This window comes from Anaeromyxobacter sp. Red801 (genome assembly GCF_049201065.2).
In the GTDB taxonomy this organism is placed as follows: domain Bacteria; phylum Myxococcota; class Myxococcia; order Myxococcales; family Anaeromyxobacteraceae; genus Anaeromyxobacter.
Map to the genome: position 1 here is coordinate 3,828,750 of NZ_CM181236.1, position 21,873 is coordinate 3,850,622.

The window sequence follows — 21,873 nt, forward strand, 5'->3', positions numbered from 1 at the left end:
CGGACGGTATATCCTCCCCGCCGTGTCCCCCCTCGTCCTGGTCGTCGACGACGAGAGCCCCAACCTCGAGTCGCTCGGCAAGATCTTCGAGCGCGAGGGCTGGCGCGTGGCGCTCGCCGGCTCCGGTTCCGCCGCGCTGGAGGTGCTCCGGCGCGAGCGCGCCGCCGTGGTGGTCACCGACCTGATGATGCCGGGCATGAGCGGGGACGAGCTGCTCCGCGCGGTGAAGGCGGTGTCGCCGGAGTCCGAGGTGGTGGTGATGACCGCCTACGGCACCGTGGAGGCGGCGGTCGCCGCCATGAAGCAGGGCGCCTACGACTTCATCACCAAGCCCGTGAAGCGCCACGCCATCGTGAAGGCGGTGCGCCAGGCGCTGGAGCGCGCCTCGCTGGTCGCGGAGAACCGCGCGCTGAAGGCGCGCCTGGCCGAGCTCGCGCCCGGCGGCGCGGGCGCGCTCCTCGGGGACGCGCCGGCGTTCCGCGCCGTGCTGGAGATCCTGCGCCAGGCCGCGCCGACGCAGGCGACCGTGCTGCTCCTCGGCGAGAGCGGCACCGGCAAGGAGCTCGCCGCGCGGCTGGTGCACGACCTGTCGCCGCGCGCCGCCGGGCCGTTCGTGCCCATCCACTGCGCGGCCATCCCGGAGACGCTGCTCGAGTCCGAGCTGTTCGGCCACGAGAAGGGCGCGTTCACCGGCGCGGTGGCGCGCAAGGACGGGCGCTTCGAGCGCGCCCACGGCGGCACGCTGTTCCTCGACGAGATCGGCGAGATGTCGCCGGCGGTGCAGGTGAAGCTGCTCCGGTTCCTGCAGGACGGGGTGCTCGAGCGCGTGGGTGGGAACGAGCCGGTGCGCGTGGACGTGCGGGTGGTGGCCGCGACGAACAAGGACCTCGCCGCCGAGGTGAAGGCGGGCCGCTTCCGCGAGGACCTGTTCTACCGGCTCGACGTGGTGCGGGTGCGCCTCCCGCCGCTGCGCGAGCGGCGCGAGGACGTGCCGCTGCTCGCCATGGCCTTCCTGCGCCGCATGGCCGAGCGCAACGGGAAGCCGGTCGCCGGGTTCACGCCGGGCGCCATGGCCGCGCTGGAGCGCTACGCCTGGCCGGGCAACGTGCGCGAGCTGCAGCACGCCATCGAGCGCGCCGTGGTGCTCACCCGCGCCGACGCGGTCGAGGTCGGCGACCTCCCGGAGGCCATCCGCGCGGCGGGACCGGCCGCCGCGGAGCCGGCGCCGCCCGCCGGACCGGCCGGCGCCCCGGTGCTCACGGTGCCGCTCGGCACGCCCATGGACGAGATCGAGCGGCGCGTGATCCGCGAGACGCTCCGCCACACCCACGGTGACAAGAACCTGGCGGCGCAGCTCCTCGGCATCGCCGCGCGGACCATCTACCGGAAGCTCGATCGCGACGAGGATGGGCGCCTCCTCGGTCCGCCGGAGGGCGGCGGCGAGGGCGCGGAGTAGCCTGCCAATTTGGCGGCGGCGCGGGGCGCGCCGGGGCGGCCTTGCCAAATTGGCAGCGGCGGGGCCGACGCTCCCCTCGGGCGGGCGCACCGGCTGGGATTTGCATGTGTTCCCGGCATGTTGTGCATCGGCCAGGGCCCGTCTCCGTGGCACGACGGTTGCTCATCCCGGCCCCTGGCCGCTCCCATGCTCGACCTCTTCTTCCGCAAGTACGCCTGGACCGCGAACCTCGCGCTGCTGTTCGCGGCGGCCTGGCTCACGGCGAAGACCGTCAACACACTCGTCGGCGCGGTGATCCGGCCGAGGCCGCAGGCGGAGCTCGCGCTGCCGCCTCCCGCGCCCGCCCGGACGGTGCTGCCCGCCTCGATCGACGAGGCGCGGCTGTACCACCTCATCGGACGGGAGCCGCCGCAGCAGTCCGCCGACGCGACGCCGGCGGCGCCCGCGCGCCCGCAGAACTGCGCCGATCCGCGCGCCGAGCCGGCCCGCTCCGACCTGCGGCTCGCGCTGGTGGCCGGCGTGGTCGCCGAGCAGCCGCGCTTCTCGCTCGCGACCATCACCGACCTCACCACGCGCGAGACGGTGGTGCTCGGGGTGGGCGACCGGATCCAGGGCGCCCAGCTGCTCGGCCTGCAGCGCGTCCGCGACGGCGGCGACGTCACCGGGAACGCGTTCAAGGTGATCGCGGTGGTGTGCAACCGCGGCACGAAGGAGTACCTGGACTTCGAGGGCGGCGGGAGCGAGGCGCCGGACGCCGGCACCAACCTCGGCTACTCGTCGGTGCCGCGGCCCAGCCCGCGCCCGGGCGCGCCGGGGCCGATGGAGGGCGTGCGCGCGGTCTCGAAGGACAAGTACGAGATCGACCGCAAGGTCATCGACGGCACGCTCAACAACCTGAGCGCCATCGCCACCCAGGCCCGCATCGTCCCGTCGTTCAAGAACGGCGTGGCGAACGGGTTCAAGCTGTTCTCGATCCAGCCGGGCTCGCTCTACGCCTCGATCGGCATCGAGAACGGCGACGTCATCCAGCGCGTGAACGGGTACGAGCTCAACTCGCCCGAGAAGGCGCTCGAGCTGTACCAGAAGCTGCGCGACTCCGGGCACGTGACGATCGAGCTCGAGCGGCAGGGGCAGCCGATCCGCAAGGAGTACAACATCACCGGCCCGTGATCCCGGCCGAGGGAACGCCATGAAGAAGCTCCTCGCCACGACGTTGCTCGTCCCGGTGCTCGCCGCCGCGCAGGTGCCGTTGCGCCCGACCGACGACCCCGAGTCGCCGGCCCGGCCGCGCCCGCCCACCACCCGGCCCACCTCGCCGCCGACCGGCATCCCCACCACGCCGCCGCCCCCGGGGACCTCCATCGGCCCGGGCGGCGTGGCCCCGATCTCGCCGAACGGCGCGCGCCCGCCCCCGGGCCGGCCCACCTCGCCGGCCCCGCGCCCGGGCGGCGCGGCCACGCCCACCCCCGCGCCCGCGCGCGGCGGCGGCGGCGAGGCCGAGACCACGCTGCCGGCCGCGAACGGCAAGTGCGTCCCGATGCAGGGGCGCTTCATGCTGACGTTCAACCGGGCCGAGGTGGTGGACGTGCTCGAGCAGGCCAGCCGCTGGACCTGCCGCAACTTCATCTACACGGAGGACGTGGCGCGCGGGAAGATCACGCTGCTCTCCAAGACGCCGGTCACGGCCGAGGAGGCCTACGCCGCGTTCCTCGCCGCGCTGAACGCGAACAACATCACCGTCTACCCGACGGGCCGGTACTGGCGCCTGGGCCGCGCCGCCGACAGCAAGAAGATGCCCATCCCGACGTACACCGACCCGGAGAGCGGCACGCCGGCGAGCGAGCAGGTCATCACCAAGGTGATCCGCCTGCAGTACGCCGACGCCGACCAGCTCCGCGGGGTGATGGGCAACTTCATCTCGCCGCAGGGCGCGGACATCCAGTCGATCCCGCCCTCGACGCTGGTCATCACCGACACCGGCCTCAACATCCGCCGCATCGAGAAGATGATCGAGGCGATCGACAAGGTCGGCGGCGGCGACCTGGTCCGCATCGTCCAGGTCCGCTACGCGTCCGCGAAGGACCTGGCCGACAAGGTGAACCAGATCTTCCAGGCGCAGGGCGGGCGGTCCCCGCGCCCGGCGCGCATCTCGAGCGCCGGCCCGGGGCGGCCCGGCGTGCCCACCACCCAGCCCGCGGGCGGCGCGGTGGAGGTCTCGGTCTACAAGGTCCTCCCCGACGACCGCACCAACAAGCTCATCGTCATCGCCGACGAGAAGAGCTTCCAGCAGATCATGGAGCTGGTGCAGCAGCTCGACGTGCCCACCAGCGCCGACGGCGGCGTCCACGTGCTGTTCCTCAAGAACGCGAACGCGGAGGAGCTCGCCACCACGCTCTCCAACCTGGCCCAGGGCCAGGCCAAGCGCACCACCACCCCCGGCGCGCCCACGCAGCCGGCGGCGCGTCCGGCGGGCATGCCCGGGGCGCCCCCGGCCGCGGCGACGCCCGCGCCGGCCGGCGAGGTCACCGCCGAGCTGTTCTCGGGCGAGGTGAAGATCACCGCCGACAAGACGCAGAACGCGCTGCTCGTGCAGGCGAGCGGGGCGGACTTCGCCGCGGTCCAGCGCCTCGTCGAGAAGCTCGACCGGCCGCGCCGCCAGGTGTTCGTCGAGGCGGTGATCATGGAGGTGAACCTCAAGAACTCCATGGAGCTCGGCGTCAGCGCGCACGGCGCCATCCCGTACAAGTACAAGGGCGACACCGGCGTCATCCCGCTCTCCTCGCAGACCGGGCGCGTCAACTCGCTCGACATGTCGAGCGCGATCGCGCTGGGCGGCTTCCTCACCGGCTACACCGGACCGATCTCCGCGGAGCTGAAGGACCTGGGCTTCGGCAACATCCCCAGCCTCGGCCTGCTCATCCAGGCGCTGCAGTCCAACTCCGACGTGAACGTGCTCTCCACGCCGCACCTGCTCGCCACCGACAACGAGGAGTCGGAGATCACGGTCGGCCAGAACGTGCCGTTCCAGTCCGGCTACGCGCCGTCCGGCCTGTCCAACCTGCTCTCCGGCTCCGGCACCGGCGCCAGCAGCACCGTCGGCTCCGCGCTCGGCACCCAGGGCCTGAGCTCGCTCTACGCGCCCATCCAGCGGCAGAACGTGGAGCTGAAGCTCAAGATCAAGCCGCAGATCAACGAGGGTGGGAACATCCGCCTCTCCATCGAGGAGCAGACCGAGGAGATCGCGGAGAAGGACCCGCAGCTCGGCCCGACCACCGCCAAGCGCAGCGTCAAGACGCAGATCGTGGCGCGGGACCAGAGCACGATCGTGATCGGCGGCCTGATCCAGGACCGCGCCATCCGCAGCGTGTCCAAGATCCCGTTCCTGGGCAGCCTGCCCATCCTCGGCTGGCTGTTCCGCGACACCACCACCACCAAGCAGAAGGTGAACCTGCTGCTCTTCCTCACGCCGTACATCATCCGCGACGAGGCGGACTACCGGCGCATCTACGAGAAGAAGCGCGAGGAGCAGCAGCAGTTCATCGAGCAGTTCTACGGCCGGCAGCCGCGCTACGACGTGGACGTGGACTTCAGCCGCAAGACCGGCCCCTACTCGCGGCTGCGCCAGGGCGTCAGCCAGGAGACCTCGCGCATCGAGAACGGCGGCGGCGGCGCGCCGGGCGAGTACCTGTCCGCTCCCCCCGCCGGCGGCCCGCCCTCCACCACCGTCGTCCCGGTGCCGCGCCCGACCTCCCCCGCCCCCCCGCCCGAGCCGGAGGCCGCGCCCGAGGCGGCCCCGCCGCCCGAGGGCACGCCCGAGCCGATCGAGCGGCTCTCGCCGCAGCAGGCGCCGCCCGCCGGCGAGCCGGCCGCGCCGGGAGGGACTCCGCCGCAGGAATGAGCGGGGCGGACCGTCCGTTTCACGGGATCCTCATGCCGAACGACGCACAGATCGACACCGCCCGGGCCGCCGTCCAGGGCGCCGTCCCCGGGCTCGCCGCCGCGCCGGGCCTCTCCGGCCGCCCCATCGGCGAGATCCTCAGGGAGATCGCCGGGCTGGATCCGGCGCGCCTCGAGGAGGCGCTCGCGCTGCAGCAGGGCGAGCAGGCCGGGCAGCGGCTCGGCGAGATCCTCGTCCGCCTGAAGGCCGTCAGCGAGGAGGACGTGCTGCGCGCGCTCGCGGCCCAGCTCGACCTCCCCTTCGTCGAGCGCATCGACCCCGAGTCGGTGCCCGGCGAGCTCGCGGCCAAGGTGCCCATCCACTTCGCCAAGCAGTCGAAGGTGCTGCCGCTCGGCACCGCGGGGGACGCGATCCGCGTGGCGGTGGGCGACCCGCTCGACACCGCCGCGCAGGACTCGGTGTCGATGCTGCTCGGCGCCGCGGTGGCGCCGGAGGTGGCGCCGCCGCAGGTGGTGCTCGACGCCATCAACGCGGTGTACGACCGCGCCGCCGACGAGCACGACAAGCTCATGGAGGACCTCGAGACCGAGGACCTCGAGAGCGTCGCGCACGAGCTGCAGGAGCCGACCGACCTCCTCGAGGCGGACGACGAGGCGCCCATCATCCGCCTGGTCAACTCGCTCCTGTTCCGCGCGGTGAAGGAGCGCGCCAGCGACATCCACATCAACCCGGAGGAGAAGGACATCTCGGTGCGCTACCGGATCGACGGCGTGCTCCGCGAGGTGATCCGCCCCCCGAAGCGCTTCCAGGCCTCCATCGGCAGCCGCATCAAGATCATGGGCGGCCTCAACATCGCCGAGAAGCGGCTGCCGCAGGACGGCCGCATCCGCATCAAGATCGCCGGCAAGGACGTGGACATCCGCCTCTCCACGGTGCCCACCGCCCACGGCGAGCGCATCGTGATGCGCCTCCTCGACAAGTCCAACGTGGTGCTGGACCTGGCCGAGCTCGGCTTCGAGGACTGGCAGCTGAAGGTGATGGACACGCTCATCACCCGCTCGCACGGCATCGTGCTGGTCACCGGCCCGACCGGCTCCGGCAAGACCACCACGCTCTACGCCGCGCTCGCCAAGATCAACTCGCCCGACCTGAACATCCTCACCATCGAGGATCCGGTCGAGATCCCGCTGAAGGGCGTTGGCCAGGTGCAGGTCAACCCGAAGATCGACCTGACCTTCGCGAGCGGGCTGCGCTCGTTCCTCCGCCAGGATCCCGACGTCATCATGGTCGGCGAGATCCGCGACCTGGAGACCGCCGAGATCGCCATCCAGGCGTCGCTCACCGGCCACCTGGTGCTCTCCACCGTGCACACCAACGACGCCGCCGGGGCCATCACGCGCCTGGTGGACATGGGGGTCCAGCCGTTCCTGGTGGCCTCCTCGCTGGTGGGCGTGCTGGCGCAGCGCCTGGTGCGCGTGCTCTGCCCGACCTGCAAGAAGCCCTACGTCCCCACCGCCGAGGAGCGCGCGCTGGCCGGCCTCACGCCCGAGATCCTGCACCAGGCCGGGAACCCGACCCACCTCTACAAGGCGGTGGGCTGCCCGGCCTGCAACCACACCGGCTACCAGGGCCGGACCGGCATCTACGAGCTGATGATGGTGGACGACGACGTCCGCCCGCTCATCCTCAAGTCGGTGGACGCCACCACCATCAAGCGCGCCGCCGTCGAGCGCGGGATGGTGACGCTCATGGAGCACGGCGCCTACAAGGTCGCGCGCGGCATCACCACCGCGGCCGAGGTGCTGTCGGTCACCGCGGAGGACATCCGGTGAGCGGCGCGCCGCGCGCCCACGGAGCCGCCTGATGCCGGTCTTCGAGTACAAGGCGTACGACGCCCAGGGCAAGGCGATCCAGGGCCTGCGCGAGGCCGACTCGCCGAAGGCGCTGCGCAGCGTGCTGCGCCGCGACGGCGTGTTCCTCACCGAGGTGCTGGGCGAGCAGCAGGTGAAGGCCCAGCAGGCGCGCGAGGTGAGCGTGCGCCGCTGGATGGTGGGGCGCGTCGGCCCGGTGAACCTCGCCATCGCCACCCGCCAGCTCGCCGTGCTGGTGGGCGCGGGCATCCCGCTGGTCGAGGCGCTCACCGCGCTGGTGGACCAGGTCGAGCACGAGCGGCTCAAGCGCGTGCTCGGCGACGTGAAGCAGCGCGTGAACGAGGGCGCGGCCCTGGCCGACGCGCTCGCCGCCCACCCGCGCGTGTTCTCGACGCTGTACGTGAACATGATCCGCGCCGGCGAGCACTCCGGCGCGCTCGAGGTGGTGCTGGTCCGGCTGGCCGACTTCACCGAGAGCCAGGCCCGGCTGCGCTCCAAGATCCTCGGCACGATGGCCTACCCGGCCGCCATGGTGGTGATCGGCTCGATCATCCTGGGGGTGCTGTTCACCGTCGTCATCCCGAAGATCACCAAGATCTTCGAGGACACGAAGGCGCAGCTCCCCTGGAACACGCGGGCGCTCATCGCCGTCTCGCAGTTCGTCGCCGACTACTGGTGGCTCCTGCTCGCGCTGGTCGTGCTCGCGATCTGGGGCTTCCTGCGGTGGCGCCGGACGCCGGCCGGGCGCGCCGCCTGGGATCGCGCGGCGCTGCGCTTCTGGATCTTCGGCCCGCTGACCCGCCAGATCGCCATCAGCCGCTTCGCGCGCACGCTCTCCACGCTGCTCCGCAGCGGCGTCCCGCTGCTCACCGCCATGGAGATCGTGAAGAACATCGTCGGCAACACGCGGCTCGCCGACGTGATCGACCAGGCCCGCGACGCCATCCGGGAGGGCGAGTCCATCGCCGCCCCGCTCAAGCGCTCCGGCGAGTTCCCGCCGCTCGTCTACCACATGGTGGCGATCGGCGAGCGCTCCGGCGCGCTCGAGGAGATGCTCGGGAACGTCGCCAAGGCGTACGAGGACCAGGTCGAGACGACGGTGGGCGCGCTCACCTCGCTGCTCGAGCCGCTCATGATCGTCGCGATGGGCGTGGTGGTCGCCTTCATCGTGTTCTCCGTCCTTCTCCCCATCCTCCAGATCAACAACCTCGCAGGAGGCTAGAGATGCACGCCCGCAACCGTCGCCGCGCCCAGCGCGGCATGACCCTCATCGAGATCATGGTGGTGATCGTGATCCTCGGCCTGATCGCCTCCGCGGTGGCCGTGAACGTGGTCGGCCAGATGTCCAAGGCCCGCGTGGACACCGCCAAGAACGACGTCCGCAAGATCGCGGACGGCGTGGACACGTTCAAGGTGCTGAAGGGCCGCTACCCGACCACCGAGGAGGGCCTCTCGATCCTCATCAAGGAGAACATCCTCAAGGCCAACAAGGACGGGACGCTGAAGGACCCGTGGGACAAGGAGTACGTCTACCTGTACCCGGGCCAGACGCACCAGGACGGCTACGACGTGAAGAGCTACGGCGCCGACGGCCAGCCCGGCGGCGAGGGCGAGAACGCCGACGTCGTGAACCCGTGAGGCCGGGCGCTTGGGCCGACGCCGCCGCCAGCGAGGGTTCACCCTCATCGAGCTGCTGATCGTGATCGGCGTGATCGGCCTGCTCGCGGCGATGGTCGTGCCCGCGGCGGAGTCGGCCACCGGCGCGAACGCGCGCAAGGCGGCGGGCGAGCTGTCCGGGGCGATGCGCTACCTGTACGACACGGCCGCGCTGCGGAACGCCACCTGCCGGATCGCGCTCGACCTGGGGCAGCGCTCGTGGTGGGCGGAGTGCGCGCCCGGGGCGGTGGGCATCTCGGACCCCGCGCGGCCGCAGGACGACGCGGCGCTGGCGAAGCGCTTCCCGGACGAGAAGGACGAGGAGATCCGGCGCCTGCTCGCGCGCAGCACGTTCGGCAAGTTCGAGGACCGCCTCGTCGGCGAGCGCAAGCTGCCCGGCTCCACCGGGTTCGGGCCCGTCCACGTGGAGGGGCGGCGCGACGCGATCGAGCAGGGGCTGGCCTACGTGTACTTCTTCCCGGGCGGCCAGGCGCAGCGCGCCTGGGTCCCGGTGGTGGACCGGTCCAACGTCTACACCGTGGTCACCGAGCCGTTCACCGGCCGCTCGCGCGTGGTGCCGGGCAAGGTGGAGGTGGCCGAGTGACGCCCGCCGCCGCGCGCCGGGGGAGCCGGGCCGATCGCCGCGCCCGCGGCTTCACGCTCCTCGAGGTGATGGTCGCGCTCGCGATCCTCGCCATGGGGCTGATGGCGCTGTCCGACGTGGTGGGCGGCGCGCTCCGCAACCACGCCCGCGCCGGGCGGCTGGACGTGGCCACCCTGCTCGCGCGCGGGAAGATGGTGGAGCTGGAGGAGGCGTACGAGCGCAAGGGGTTCCGCGACTTCGACGAGGAGGACGACGGCTCCTTCGAGCGCGAGGGGCACCCGGAGGTGCGCTGGAAGCTGGAGGTGCTCCGCCCGCGCGTGGAGCTCGGCCCGGAGCGCATCCTGCAGCTGCTCACCGGCAGCGAGGGCGGCGACCTCTCGGCCCTGCTCGGCGGGGCGGGCGGCGGGAAGGACGCGCAGGGCGGCGGCCCGCAGACGGTCACGCCGGGCACCGCCGCGGTGGCGGGCACGCTGAACGCGCAGCTCACCGCCATGGGCGAGCAGATCAAGAAGGCGGTGCGCGAGGTGCGCCTCACCGTCTCGTGGCCCGAGGGCGCGCGGCAGGACTCCTTCACGGTGGTGACGCACCTGGTGGTGCTCGCGCCGACGGAGCCGGGCACGTGAGCGGGCGGCGCGCCGCCGCGGGCGGGTTCACGCTCCTCGAGGTGCTGATCGCGATGGCGATCACCGCCGCGGTGGGGGCGATGACGCTCGGCGCGTTCCACCAGGTGGATCGCGCGCAGGAGATCGCCCGCTCCCAGGGCGATCGCTACGCGGCGGCGCGCCTCGCGCTCACGCGCCTGGCGCGCGAGACCTCGATGGCGTTCCTGTCCGAGCACTACGACAAGAACCGGCTGCGCGAGCGCCCCACCCTGTTCCGCGGGCGCGAGGACACGCTGCTGTTCACGACGCAGGCGCACCGGCGGCTGCTCCGCGACGCGCGCGAGTCCGACCAATCGGTGGTGGAGTACACCCTGGAGTCGACCCCGGGCGGCGGGGAGCAGGCGCTGTTCCGGCGCGAGAAAGGGCGCGTGGACGAGGAGCCCGAGCGCGAGGGGCGCAAGGACATCGTCGCCGACCACGTCACCGGGTTCCGGGTCCAGTACTGGGACGCGAAGAAGAAGGACTGGGTGCGCGAGTGGAACACCCGCTCGGTGGAGCGCGCGAACGAGCTGCCCGCGCGCGTCCGCTTCGAGCTCGAGGTGAAGCTCGCCGACGGCCGCACCGAGCGGTTCTCCACCGAGGCGCGGGTCGCGTTGACGCGGCCGCTGGACTTCTGATGCGCGCCCTCCGCCCGAGCCCGCGACCCGCTCGCCGGCGCCCCCGCGGCGCCGCGCTCCTCGTCGTGATGGTGTCGCTCGCGATCCTCACCGCGCTCTCGGTGGACCTCGCCTACGAGACCCGCGTCCGGCTGCAGATCGCGGTGAACGGCCGCGACGAGCTCCGCGCCACCTACCTCGCGAAGAGCGCCGTGTCCTTCTCGCGCCTGGTGCTCGCGTTCCAGCAGCAGATCGACCAGGCCAGCGGCGCGGCCTGCCAGGCGTTCGGCGCGCTCGCCGGCGGCGCCGGCGGCGGCACGGCGACCGGGACGGGCGCGACCGGGACCGCCGGCGCCGGCGGTCAGGCGGCGGGGGGAGCCTGTCCGCGCCCGCAGATCTGGGAGCTGGTCCCGGTCAGCTCGGGCCTGGTGCAGGCGCTGTTCGGCGAGGCCGGCCCGGCGGCGCAGGCGGCCGCGGAGGGCGCGCCGCCGCAGGCCCGCTTCGGCGACTTCGAGGGCGGGTTCGCGTCGAAGATCGAGGACGAGGGGCGCAAGGTGAACGTGCAGCTGGACGCGCTCCAGACCAGCGGGCTGCTCGGCCCGCAGGTCGAGGCGATCCTCCGGCTCGTCTGCGACGCGCGCTGGGATCCGCTGTTCGACCGCGAGGACGCGGACGGGCAGCGCTGGACCCGCAACGACCTCCTCCTGCACCTGCGCGACTGGGTGGACGACGACGAGGCCGGCTCCGCGCTCGCGGTGAGCTACCCGGGCGGCGACGGGTGCACGTTCGTCGTCCCCGCGAACCCGTTCGAGAAGGGCTTCTCCGACGAGAACCGGCCCTACGACCACGGCCGCGACCGCTACCGCGCCAAGAACGCCCGCTTCGACTCGCTCGCCGAGCTGAGCCTGGTCGCGGGCGTGAGCGACGCGTTCCTGGCCGCCTTCGGCGACCGGCTCACCGTCTACCTGCCGCGCGAGGCGAGGATCAACGTGAACACCTCGGACGCGTCGGAGCAGATGCGGATCGCGTGGATGATGGCCGACCCGGCGGCGCAGCCGCTCCTGCTCGACCCCGCCTTCCCGCAGAAGCTGCAGCGCGCGCTCTCCGACGTGCGCATGGGCGGCCTGATGGCGCTCACGCCCCCGCAGTTCGCGGCGGTGGTCGCGGCGCTGGGCGTGCCCGTGCGCGCCGACTACCTGACGCAGAACCCGAAGTCGCCGTTCACCGACCGCTCGGCGGCGTTCCGCATCCGCGCGTTCGGCAACGCCGGCGCGGTCAGCAAGACCATCGACGCGGTGGTCACCTTCGACCCGAACCAGAACCAGCCGGCCGGCACGGCCCCGCTCGCGGGGACCGCCGGGACGGCGCCGGCGGCCGGGACGCCCGCCGCCGGCAACCCCCTCATCACCGCGCTCCAGGGCCAGGCCGGGATCTCCTCCGGCCGCCTCATCCACTGGCGCGAGGAGTAGAGACATGGCCCAGCACATCCTCGGCCTCGACCTGGGCGCGCACGCGGTGAAGGCCGTGCTCCTCGAGAGCACCTACCGCGGCTACGCCGTCCTCGGCGCCGCCAGCGCGCCCGTCCCCCGCGCGGAGGGCGACGACGCGCCGCCGCTGCTGGCGCGGCAGGCGGCCGCCGTCCACCAGCTGCTGGAGGAGCGCGGGTGGCGGGTGGACGAGTCGGTGGTGGCGTTCCCCGGCTCGGCCGTCTCCTCGAACGTGGTGACGCTCCCGTTCACCGACGCGCGCCGCATCGAGCAGACCATCGGGTTCGAGGTGGAGGGGCAGATCCCGTTCGACCTCGCGTCGGTCGCCTGGGACTGGCAGCCGCTCGGCGTGCGCGACGGCAAGACCGACCTGCTGGTGGGCGTGGTGCGCAAGGAGGAGCTGGGCGCGCTGCTGGCGGCGCTCGGCCACGGCGGCCTCGACCCGCGCGCGGTGATCCCCGCCGGCCCCGCCTACGCGGCGCTGCTGGCGGGCGGGGCGGTGGCGCCGCTCGCCGCGGCGCCGCCGGAGGGACCCGCGCCGGCGGAGGGCGTGCTCGACGTCGGCGCCGAGCGCACCAGCCTGTGCATCACCGTGGCGGGCGCGTGCGAGGCGGCCCGGACGTTCGCGTTCGGCGGCGCGCACCTGGTCCGCGCGCTGGCGCGGGCGCTCGCGATCCCCGAGGCCGACGCGGGCGCGCTCCTCGCCGGCGAGCTGGGCGGCCCCCCGCCGCCCCCGGAGCTGGCGGCCAGGGCGCGCGACCCGCGGGCGGCGGCGGCGCTCTCCGCCGCGCTGCAGCCGCTCGTGCGCGAGGTGCGCGCCACGGTGCGCGCCTGGCAGGCGCGGGTGGGGCCGCGGCGCCTCGAGCGCCTCTCGCTGGCGGGCGAGCTGGCCGCGCTGCCGGGGCTCCCGGAGCTGCTCGCGGCGGACGTGGACGGCCCGGTGGGGCCGCTCGCGCTGGCCGGCCCGGCCGCGGGCGCCGTCCCCGCCGACCGCGCCCCCGGGCTGGCGCTCGCGCTCGCGCTCGCGCTGCGCGGCCACCAGGGCGCGCGCGCGCCGCGCCTGAACCTGCGCCGCGGCGAGCTCGCGTACACCCGCGACTTCGAGCACCTCAAGGGCAAGCTGGCGCGGCTCGGCCTGTACGCGGCGGCCATCCTGGTGCTGGCCGTGGTGAGCGCCGGGGTGAAGGTGTTCGCGCTCTCGCGCCAGGAGGCGTCGCTCGATCGGGCGCTCTGCGACGCGGAGCAGAAGATCCTGGGCCGCTGCTACCCGAACTTCGAGGAGGCGCAGGCCATCCTGCGCGGGCGCGGCAGTGCGGCGGCGGCGCTGCCGCGGGTCTCGGCCGTGGACGTGCTGGCCGAGCTGGCCGACAAGGTGCCGGCGGAGGTCCCGGTGCGGTTCGACCGGATCGAGATCACCCGCGACAAGCTGCACCTGGAGGGCACCACCGACGGCGCCGAGAGCGTGGACAAGGTCGTCGAGGGGCTGCGCGGCTCGCGCTGCTTCGGCGACGCCCGCTCCGGCAGCGCCCGCAAGCGCGCGTCCGACGGCAAGTTCGAGTTCTCCATCGACTCCGGGCTGACCTGCCTCGAGTCCGGCCCGCGCGACGCGGGCGAGAGGGGCTGAGATGGACTTCCTCCGCAAGCTGCGCTCGGACGTGGCGGCCTGGATGGCGAAGCTCGCGCCGCGCGAGCGGGTGCTCGTCACGGTCGCGGCGCTCGGCGTGGCGCTGTTCGCGATCTGGCTGGTCTCGCTGTCCATCAGCCGCGGCATCTCCGCGCGCGAGGCGCGCATCGAGGACAAGACCAAGGTCCTCTCGCAGGTGGGCAAGCTGGCGGAGGGCTACCGGCGCCGCCAGGCGGAGCGGCAGGCCATCGAGTCGCGGCTGAAGGGGCCGCCGGTGCAGCTGCTCAGCCACATCTCCCAGGCCGGCACGGCGCTCGGCATCGAGGTCACCGACCTCCGCCCCACCACCACGGCGGGCGACCTCGAGGGCCTGCGCGAGGAGGCGGTGGAGGTCAGCATCGCGCGCGTGGACCTGGGCCGGCTCGCCCGGCTGATGCAGACCCTCGAGCGCGGCCCCGGCGTGGTGAAGGTGCGCCGGGTCCGCGTCACCACGCGCACCGACGACCCCGCGCTCGTGGACGCGACCGTGGTGGTCTCCACCTACCAGCTCAAGGCCTGACCGATGAAGCTCGACCTCGGACGGATCCGGCTCCCCTCCATGCCGTGGCTTGCGCGCCTCCCGGGCATGTCGCGGGTGGACTGGAACGTGTGGCGCCCGCGCGCCGGCTACGCCGCGTTCGCGCTGCTCGCGTTCGCGGTGGCGCTCCGCGGGACGTTCCCCTCGGAGGCGGTCCGCGAGCGGCTCATCCTCGAGGCGGGCGCCCGCGGCTGGCAGTTCGAGGCCGACGACATCGGCCCGGGCGGCCTGCTGGGCGTGACGGCCGAGGGGGTGCGGCTCGAGGACCACGCCTCGCACCAGCTCGCCATCGACCGGGTGAGCGCCTCGCTCCAGCTGCTGCCGCTGCTGCTCGGCCGGCAGGTGATGGACGTGGACGCGCTGGTCTACGAGGGGCGCGTGCGCGGCAGCACGGCGCTCAACGGCGCCGAGCGGCGCACCGTCCTGGCGCTCCAGGGGCTCGACCTGGCCCGCGCCGTCCCGCTGAAGGTCGCCACCGGCATGGACCTGCAGGGCTCGGTGTCCGGCTCGGTGGACGTCACCGTGCCGGAGGCGCCGGCGGGCCGGCCCACCGGCCACATGGAGCTGGCGGTGGCCCGCGCCGGCGTGGCCGGGGGCCAGCTGCCCATCCCCGGCATGGCCACCGGGCTGCGCCTCCCGCGCGTCGGCCTGGGCGAGATCGCCGCCAGCGTGAGGCTGGAGGGCGGCAAGGCGGCGGTGGAGCGGCTCGAGGCGAAGGGCGGCGACGTGGAGCTCGCCACCGACGGGCTGGCCGTGACCCTCGGGCCGCGGCTCGAGCACGCGGCGGTGTTCGGCAAGGCGACGGTGCGCATCCAGCCCGCCTTCTGGAGCGCGAGCGCCACCGCCGGCCTGCGGCCCATCGTGGAGGCCGCGCTCGCCTCGGCGCGCACGCCGGACGGCGCCTACCGGCTCCAGGTGGTCGGGACGCTCGGCCACCCGCGCATCGTGCTGACGCCCGGGCAGGGCCGGCCGGCCATGGGCGGCGGGGACGAGGAGTAGCGGGGCGGGACCGTCCGCCCCCTAGACCTTGAACCGCCCCACCCGCTCCGCCAGCGCGCGCGAGCGGGACCCGAGGCGCTCGGCGAGGCCGGACAGCCCCTCGACGGCGCGCTCGTGCTCGCCGGCCGTCTGCGAGAGCGTCCGCAGCCCCTCGCGCACCCGGCGCGTGGCCGCGTTGTGGCGCTCCACCGCGCGCCCGATCTCCGCGAGCATGCGCTCCACCCGCCCCAGGCTCTCCAGCTGCTGCCGTCCGCGCGTGGACTGGTCCTCCAGCGCGCGCGCCACCTGATCGGCCATCGCGTTCACGGTCCGCGAGGCGGTGTTCACGCCGGCCGCGCTGCGGCCGACGAGCTGCACCGCGGCCGCGACCGCGCGAGAGCCGTCCGCCACCGACTCCACCAGCAGCGAGACCTCGTGCGTGGACTGCGCGTGCGAGCCGACCGCCGCCCGGATCGCCGCGGCGGTCTCGCGCCCCTGCGCGGTGGAGCGGCGGATCTCGCCGAGCGCCTCGAGCGAGTTGCGGGCCAGCTTCACGCCCTCGCCCGCGAGCGCGTCGCCGCGGTCGATGAGCGCGGCGGTGCCCTCCACGTCGTCGCGCACCGCGCGGACGATGTCGCCGATGGAGGTGGTCGAGCGGGCGATCTGCGCCGCCAGCTCGCGGATCTGCTCGGCCACCACCGCGAAGCCCTTGCCGTGCTCGCCCGCCTGCGAGGCGATGATGGACGCGTTGAGCGAGAGCAGGCTGGTGCGCCCGGCCACCTCGGAGATGAAGTCCACCACCTGGTCGATGTCGTCGGAGCGCCGGCCCAGCACGGCCACGCGGCGGTGCGCGTCGGCCACCGCCGCGCGCAGCGCCTCGATCCCGTGCACCGTCTCCTCCACCACCCCGCCGGCCCGCTCGGCCACGTCCGCCACCATGCCGGCGGTCCGCTCGCTCTCCTCGGCGGCGCGCTCCAGCGTCCCGATGGACGACCGCACCGCGGAGAGCGTCCCGGCGGCGTTGCCGGCGTGCTGCTCCAGCTCGGCCAGCGTCGCGTCGGCGTCGCGGCCCGCGTGCGCCAGCGACTCCACGTCCCGGAGCGCGACGGCCATGGCGCGCTCCAGCTCGGCCCCCTTGCGCCGCACCTCGTCCAGCCCGGACGCCATCTCGCCCACCTGCTGCGTGGTCGCGGAGACGTACTCCGACAGGCCGCCGACCCCGCGCGCCACCAGCGCGATCGAGCCCTCCATCGCCTCCACCGCGCCCTGCGCCGCCACCGCCCCGGCGTGCTGGTCGAGCGCGCCGGCCCGCACCCGCTCGCCGATGGCGCCGGCCTCGCGCGCGCCCGCCGAGACGCCCTCGCTCGCCGACTGGACGTCCACCACCAGCGCCTTCAGCCCCTGCGCCATGCGCCGGAAGTCGGCGGCGAGCTGGCCCATCTCGTCGCGCGAGACCGAGGGCGGGCTGGCGGCGAGGTCGCCCGAGGCGATGCGGTCCGCGGCGCGGCCGAGCGTGCGGAACGGGAGCGTGATGGCGCTCGCGGCGAGCCAGGCGAGCAGCGCGGTGGCCGCGTAGACCACCAGCGCGCTGACGGAGAGCGCGCCCCAGAACGCGCGCCGCCGCGCGCGCACCGGCTCCTCCGGGAGCCAGGAGACCACGCGGCCGCCCGAGGCGGTGGCGCGCGACACGAGCCAGCCGCCCTCGACCCGCAGCGCGCCCGCGGCCGCCGTGGCCGCCCCCTCGAACGGGACGCGGCCCGCGCCGAAGCGCGCCACCACCGCGCCGCCGGGGCTGAGCACGGCCGAGGGCGTGCCCGTCACGAGCCAGAGGTGCTCGGCGAGCTCCGCGTCGGTCGAGGCCGCGCCGGAGGCCACCGCGCTCTCCTGCGCGTGGGCGGCGGTGGCGACGTACTCGCGGTCGATGTCGCCGCGGTAGCGGACGTAGCCGGTGGCCGCGAAGAGCAGCACGCAGATGGTGATGAGCCCGAGCGCCAGGATCAGGATCTTCCCGCGCACCGTGCCCTGGACGGCCACCTCGGCGTCCGGGCCGAGCCGCTCGAACACCTCGCCGGCGGCGGTGCCGGCGAGCGCGTAGCAGAGCATCGCCGCGAGCGACGCGCTGGCGAAGCCCACCGCGGCGCCGGCCAGCCCGACGTCGAGCGGGACGCCGCGCGCGCGGGCCATGGCGGTGAGCACCACCGTGGCGAGGACGCCGGCGGCGAGCACCACCGCGGCCGTGTAGGCCGGGAGCCGGTGCCCGGTGGCGGCGGCGCGCAGCGCGAGCGGCGTCGGGATGGCGCCGGCGCGGCGGTGCGCGTCGTCCGCGGCGCGCAGCGGGCGCGAGAGCATCCAGACCGCCCCGCCCGCGGCGACCCACTCCAGCGCCAGGCTCGCGACCAGCGCGAGGCGCAGCGCCTCGCGCTCGGGCGTGGCGAGCGGGAACGCCTGCGTCACCCACCACCCCACCGCCGTGCCGAGGAGGATCATCGACGCGACGTTCCGGACCAGCCGCCAGCCGAAGCGCATGTGGCCCGGGAGTCTATCCCGGGCGCGCGCGCCGGCGCTGCCCCCGCGCGGCCATACACGTCAGGCAACGCAACGTCGCGTTTCCCCATGGGAAACCGGCGGCGGCGCCCGGGACCCGACCCGGCGGTCGGTGAAAACCCCCCATTGATCAAGGGCTTCGCTTGAACTCGCCCATGGGGTCGTGATATCGCGTTTCGCCATGCGCATCCGCCGCCTGGACATCGTCGGGTTCAAGTCCTTCATGGACAAGACGGTCGTCGCGTTCGACGACGGGGTGACCGGCGTCGTGGGCCCGAACGGCTGCGGCAAGTCCAACGTGGCCGACTCGATCCGGTGGGTCCTCGGCGAGCAGTCCGCGCGCCACCTGCGCGGCCGCTCCATGGAGGACGTGATCTTCAACGGGTCGGAGTCGAAGCCCCCGCTCTCCATGGCGGAGGTGATGCTCACCTTCGTCAACGACCGCCCCAGCGAGCTGCCGCCGCAGTACCAGGGGTTCGGGGAGATCACGGTCGGCCGCCGGCTGTTCCGCACCGGCGAGTCCGAGTACCTGGTGAACGGCGTCCAGGCCCGCCTGCTGGACGTGAACGACATCTTCTTCGGCTCCGGCGTCGGGCGCACCGCCTACTCGATCATCGAGCAGGGGCGCATCGGCCAGATCGTCTCCGCCCGCCCCGAGGACCGGCGCGCCATCATCGAGGAGGCGGCCGGCATCACGAAGTACAAGAAGCGCCGCGAGGCGGCCGAGCGGAAGATGGAGGCCACGCAGCAGAACCTGCTGCGCGTCGCCGACATCGTGCAGGAGCTGGGCAAGCAGCTCGAGTCGCTCAACCGGCAGGCGCGCAAGGCGGAGAAGTACAAGGCGCTGCGCGGGCAGATCCGCGAGCTCGAGCTGCGCACCGCCGCCGCCCGCTACCTGGAGCTGACCGCCACCCGCCGCGCCGCCGAGGAGCGGCAGGCGACGCTGAAGGCGGAGGAGGCCGAGCTGACCGCCCGGCTCGCCGAGCTGGACGGCGCGCTCGAGCAGGACCGCGCGCTCACCGGCGAGAGCGAGGCGCGCCTCGCCGACCTGGGCACCCGCGAGCACGCGCTGGAGAGCGCCGCGCGCGTCTCCGAGGTCTCGGTGGAGGCGGCGGCCCGCGAGCTCGACCAGATCGCCGAGCGCACCCGCGCGCAGGCGGCCGAGGTGGAGGCGCTGAAGGACCAGGCCGAGGCGCTCGCCGCCGAGCGGGAGACGCTGCTCCGGCAGCGCGACGACCTGCAGTCGCTGGTCACCACCGACGAGGGCCGCCTGGGCGAGGCCGAGGCCGCGCTGCGCGAGGCGGGCCGCGAGCAGGGCGCGCTGCAGGCAGAGGCCGACCGGTCGCGCGCCGCCGCCGCCGCCGCGCTCTCCGAGGCCACCTCGCACCGCAGCCAGCTCGCGCAGATCGAGCGCCAGCGCCTCGACCTGCGCGGCCGCATCGAGCGCAACCGGGCCGAGGCCGACGACCTGGCGAAGCGCGCCGGCCAGCTCGACGAGGCGCGCGCGCGCCACGTGGAGAAGCTGGGCCACACCCGCCAGCTGAAGCTCCGGCTCGACGAGCAGCGCGGCGCGCAGGAGGAGCTGCTCGAGCGCACCCGCGCCGAGTTCATCCAGAACGAGGCGAAGCTCATCACGCTGCGCGAGGAGCTGGCCGAGAAGCGCTCGCGCCTGCAGAGCCTCCTCGAGATCGTCCGCAACTACGAGGGCTACGGCCGCGGCGTGCGCAGCCTGATGACCCGGGCCGGCCAGGACGAGGCGCGCGACCACGGCATCTTCGGGCTGGTGGCGGACGTGGTGTCCGCGCCGGAGGAGTACGAGAACGCCATCGAGGCGGTGCTCGGCGAGCGGCTCCAGTACGTCATCGTGGAGAGCCACTCCCAGGGCGTCGAGGCCATCGACTACCTGAAGACGGCGGCCGAGGGGCGCGCCTCGCTCATCCCCATGGCCCGCCTGCGCGAGGCGGGCGCGAGCGATCCCACCGACGCCGACCGGAGCCAGCCCGGCTTCGTGGCGGTCTGCCTGGACGTGGTGACGTTCGACCCCTCGTACGAGAAGGTGGCCCGCTTCCTCCTCGGCGACGCGATCATCGTGCGCGACCTCCCCTCCGCGCTGGAGATCTGGCAGCAGAGCGCGGTGAAGCGGACGCTGGTCACGCTCGACGGCGAGGTGCTCGACCCGTACGGCGTCGTCACCGGCGGCCCGCTGGAGGGCGAGGGGCACGGCGCGCTGCAGCGGCGGCGCGAGGTGCAGGAGCTGGAGGAGACGGTCCGCGGCTTCGAGGCCGAGTTCTCGCTGGCGCAGGAGCGGCACCGCACCCTGCAGGCGCGGCTGCTCCAGCTCGAGGCGGCGCTGAAGTCGCTCGACAAGGACGGGCGCGAGAAGGAGCTGGCGCTGGTCGAGGAGGAGAAGGACCTCGCCCGCGTGGGCTCCGAGCTGGAGCGCGTCGGCGACCGCACCGGGCAGCTCGAGGCGGAGCGGAAGCAGCTGGAGGAGGCGGTCGCTGGGCTGGTGCGCGAGGAGGAGGAGCACCGGGTCGCGGCGGCCACCGCCGAGGCCGAGCAGGGGCGCGCCGAGGAGCGGGCCCGCGAGGCGGTGGCGGCGCTGGAGCACACCCGCGCCCGCGGCGACGTGCTCTCGGCCGAGCTGATGAACCTGAAGGTGAAGGCCGCCGCCGACGCCGAGCGGCGCGAGGGCATCGGCTCCGCCCTGAAGCGGATCGACGACGCCCGGCGCGAGGTGGACGAGCGGCGCGGCCGGCTGTTCGCGGCGCTCTCCGAGGCGAACGCGCGCGCGGCCGAGCTGCGCGGCCGGCTGGAGGGCACGCGGGTGGACCTGGGCCGGCTGGGCCAGGACCTGGCCGCGATCCGCGAGGAGCTGGCGCGCGCGCGCGCGGCGCACGAGGCGCTGGTGGCCGCGTCGCGCGGCCGCGAGGCCGAGGCGCGCGAGCTGCGCGGCCGGGCCGAGACGGTGCGGCAGGCCTGCAACGAGGCGGCGCTCACCGCGCGCGAGCACGCGCTGGAGCTCTCGCACCTCGAGGAGCAGACCCGCGAGCGCTGCCAGGCCGAGCTGCGCTGGGAGGTGGCCCGCTTCCACCTGGAGAAGCCGCCGGGGGACGCCGAGCGCGAGCGGCTGGACGACCTCAAGGCCCAGGCCGAGCGGATGGGCGCCATCAACCTGACCGCCATCGAGGAGTACGACGAGCTGTCCAGCCGGCACGCGTTCATGAGCGAGCAGCGCGCCGACCTGGAGCGATCGCTCGCCGACCTCAAGGCGGCCATCGTCAAGATCAACCGCGCCAGCCGCGAGCGCTTCCAGGAGACGTTCGACCGGGTGAACGAGAAGTTCCAGCAGGTGTTCCCGCGCCTGTTCGCGGGCGGGCGCGCCGGCCTGGTGCTCACCGCCGCGGAGGGCGACGGAGAGCAGGGCGTGGAGATCTTCGCGCAGCCGCCCGGCAAGAAGCTCCAGAGCGTCAACCTGCTCTCCGGCGGCGAGAAGGCGCTCACCGCGGTCTCCCTCATCTTCGCCATCTTCCTCATCAAGCCCACCCCGTTCTGCCTGCTGGACGAGGTCGACGCGCCGCTCGACGACGCGAACGTGGGCCGCTACAACGAGATGGTGAAGGAGATGTCGAAGAACTCGCAGTTCATCCTGATCACCCACAACAAGCGGACCATGGAGATGGTGGACAGCTCTACGGGGTGACCATGGAGGAGCCGGGCGTCTCGAAGCTGGTCTCGGTGCGGCTGTCCGAGCGCACCCGCGAGGCCGCGGCGGCCTGAACGACGATCTCGTGATCCGCGATCACCTCCGGTGTCGCGGCTCACGCGGTCGTTCAGGCGAGAGCCGGTTCGGAGCACGCCCGGACCGAATTGACACCCGCGCGCCGGGGGCCCTATATGCTCGGGCTCCCGCAGCATTT

General features: G+C 74.1%; 14 protein-coding genes and 1 pseudogene. 14 read left to right on the plus strand and 1 reads right to left on the minus strand.

The annotated features are described in order from the left end of the window. Nucleotides 1–22: 22 nt before the first annotated feature. The 13 genes from ACOQFB_RS17650 (at nucleotide 23) to gspN (ending at nucleotide 15,430) form a co-directional block, all read left to right on the plus strand. Nucleotides 23–1,456 carry a sigma-54-dependent transcriptional regulator gene (locus tag ACOQFB_RS17650; protein ID WP_059436910.1) on the plus strand — a complete coding sequence of 478 codons (1,434 nt, stop codon included), beginning with the start codon at nucleotides 23–25 and terminating at the stop codon, nucleotides 1,454–1,456. A gap of 186 nt (nucleotides 1,457–1,642) precedes the next feature. Continuing rightward, the gene (gene gspC, locus ACOQFB_RS17655; protein ID WP_421608953.1) at nucleotides 1,643–2,626 is read left to right on the plus strand and encodes a type II secretion system protein GspC; all 984 of its coding nucleotides are present in this window, start codon (nucleotides 1,643–1,645) and stop codon (nucleotides 2,624–2,626) included. Between the two features lie 19 nt (nucleotides 2,627–2,645). Beyond that, nucleotides 2,646–5,354, plus strand: a complete 2,709-nt coding sequence (gene gspD, locus ACOQFB_RS17660) for a type II secretion system secretin GspD (protein WP_059436909.1) — start codon at nucleotides 2,646–2,648, stop codon at nucleotides 5,352–5,354. Nucleotides 5,355–5,386: 32 nt separating this feature from the next. Then, entirely contained in the window at nucleotides 5,387–7,186 is a 1,800-nt protein-coding gene (gene gspE / locus ACOQFB_RS17665) for a type II secretion system ATPase GspE (RefSeq protein ID WP_421608954.1), read from the plus strand. 31 nt (nucleotides 7,187–7,217) lie between these two features. After that, entirely contained in the window at nucleotides 7,218–8,447 is a 1,230-nt protein-coding gene (gene gspF, locus ACOQFB_RS17670) for a type II secretion system inner membrane protein GspF (RefSeq protein ID WP_059436907.1), read from the plus strand. Nucleotides 8,448–8,449: 2 nt separating this feature from the next. Continuing rightward, nucleotides 8,450–8,863, plus strand: coding sequence for a type II secretion system major pseudopilin GspG (gene gspG, locus ACOQFB_RS17675; RefSeq protein WP_059436906.1), 414 nt, complete (start codon nucleotides 8,450–8,452; stop codon nucleotides 8,861–8,863). Between the two features lie 10 nt (nucleotides 8,864–8,873). Next, nucleotides 8,874–9,485, plus strand: coding sequence for a type II secretion system protein (locus ACOQFB_RS17680; protein WP_059436905.1), 612 nt, complete (start codon nucleotides 8,874–8,876; stop codon nucleotides 9,483–9,485). Next, a complete protein-coding gene (locus ACOQFB_RS17685; RefSeq protein WP_421608955.1) occupies nucleotides 9,482–10,108 on the plus strand; it encodes a type IV pilus modification PilV family protein in 627 nt (208 codons plus the stop codon). Before ACOQFB_RS17680 ends, ACOQFB_RS17685 begins: the two co-directional genes overlap by 4 nt. Then, nucleotides 10,105–10,764: a PulJ/GspJ family protein gene (locus tag ACOQFB_RS17690; RefSeq protein WP_421608956.1), complete on the plus strand. Its 660-nt coding sequence runs from the start codon at nucleotides 10,105–10,107 to the stop codon at nucleotides 10,762–10,764. Before ACOQFB_RS17685 ends, ACOQFB_RS17690 begins: the two co-directional genes overlap by 4 nt. Nucleotides 10,765–10,832: 68 nt before the next feature. Next, nucleotides 10,833–12,212: a hypothetical protein gene (locus ACOQFB_RS17695; protein WP_421608957.1), complete on the plus strand. Its 1,380-nt coding sequence runs from the start codon at nucleotides 10,833–10,835 to the stop codon at nucleotides 12,210–12,212. A gap of 4 nt (nucleotides 12,213–12,216) precedes the next feature. Continuing rightward, on the plus strand, nucleotides 12,217–13,854 hold the full coding sequence (pilM, locus tag ACOQFB_RS17700) for a pilus assembly protein PilM (RefSeq protein WP_421608958.1): 1,638 nt from the start codon (nucleotides 12,217–12,219) through the stop codon (nucleotides 13,852–13,854). A gap of 1 nt (nucleotide 13,855) precedes the next feature. Next, nucleotides 13,856–14,413, plus strand: coding sequence for a type II secretion system protein M (locus tag ACOQFB_RS17705; protein WP_059436900.1), 558 nt, complete (start codon nucleotides 13,856–13,858; stop codon nucleotides 14,411–14,413). Between the two features lie 3 nt (nucleotides 14,414–14,416). After that, nucleotides 14,417–15,430 (plus strand): type II secretion system protein GspN, encoded by a 1,014-nt coding sequence (gspN, locus tag ACOQFB_RS17710; protein ID WP_421608959.1) that lies wholly within the window; start codon nucleotides 14,417–14,419, stop codon nucleotides 15,428–15,430. Between the two features lie 21 nt (nucleotides 15,431–15,451). Here the strand turns inward: gspN and ACOQFB_RS17715 are convergent, their stop codons facing one another. Then, nucleotides 15,452–17,935 (minus strand): methyl-accepting chemotaxis protein, encoded by a 2,484-nt coding sequence (locus ACOQFB_RS17715; protein WP_059436898.1) that lies wholly within the window; start codon nucleotides 17,933–17,935, stop codon nucleotides 15,452–15,454. Between the two features lie 199 nt (nucleotides 17,936–18,134). Between ACOQFB_RS17715 and smc the strand changes: the two are divergent. Beyond that, nucleotides 18,135–21,733 (plus strand): annotated as a pseudogene (gene smc, locus ACOQFB_RS17720) (chromosome segregation protein SMC). Nucleotides 21,734–21,873: the final 140 nt, after the last annotated feature.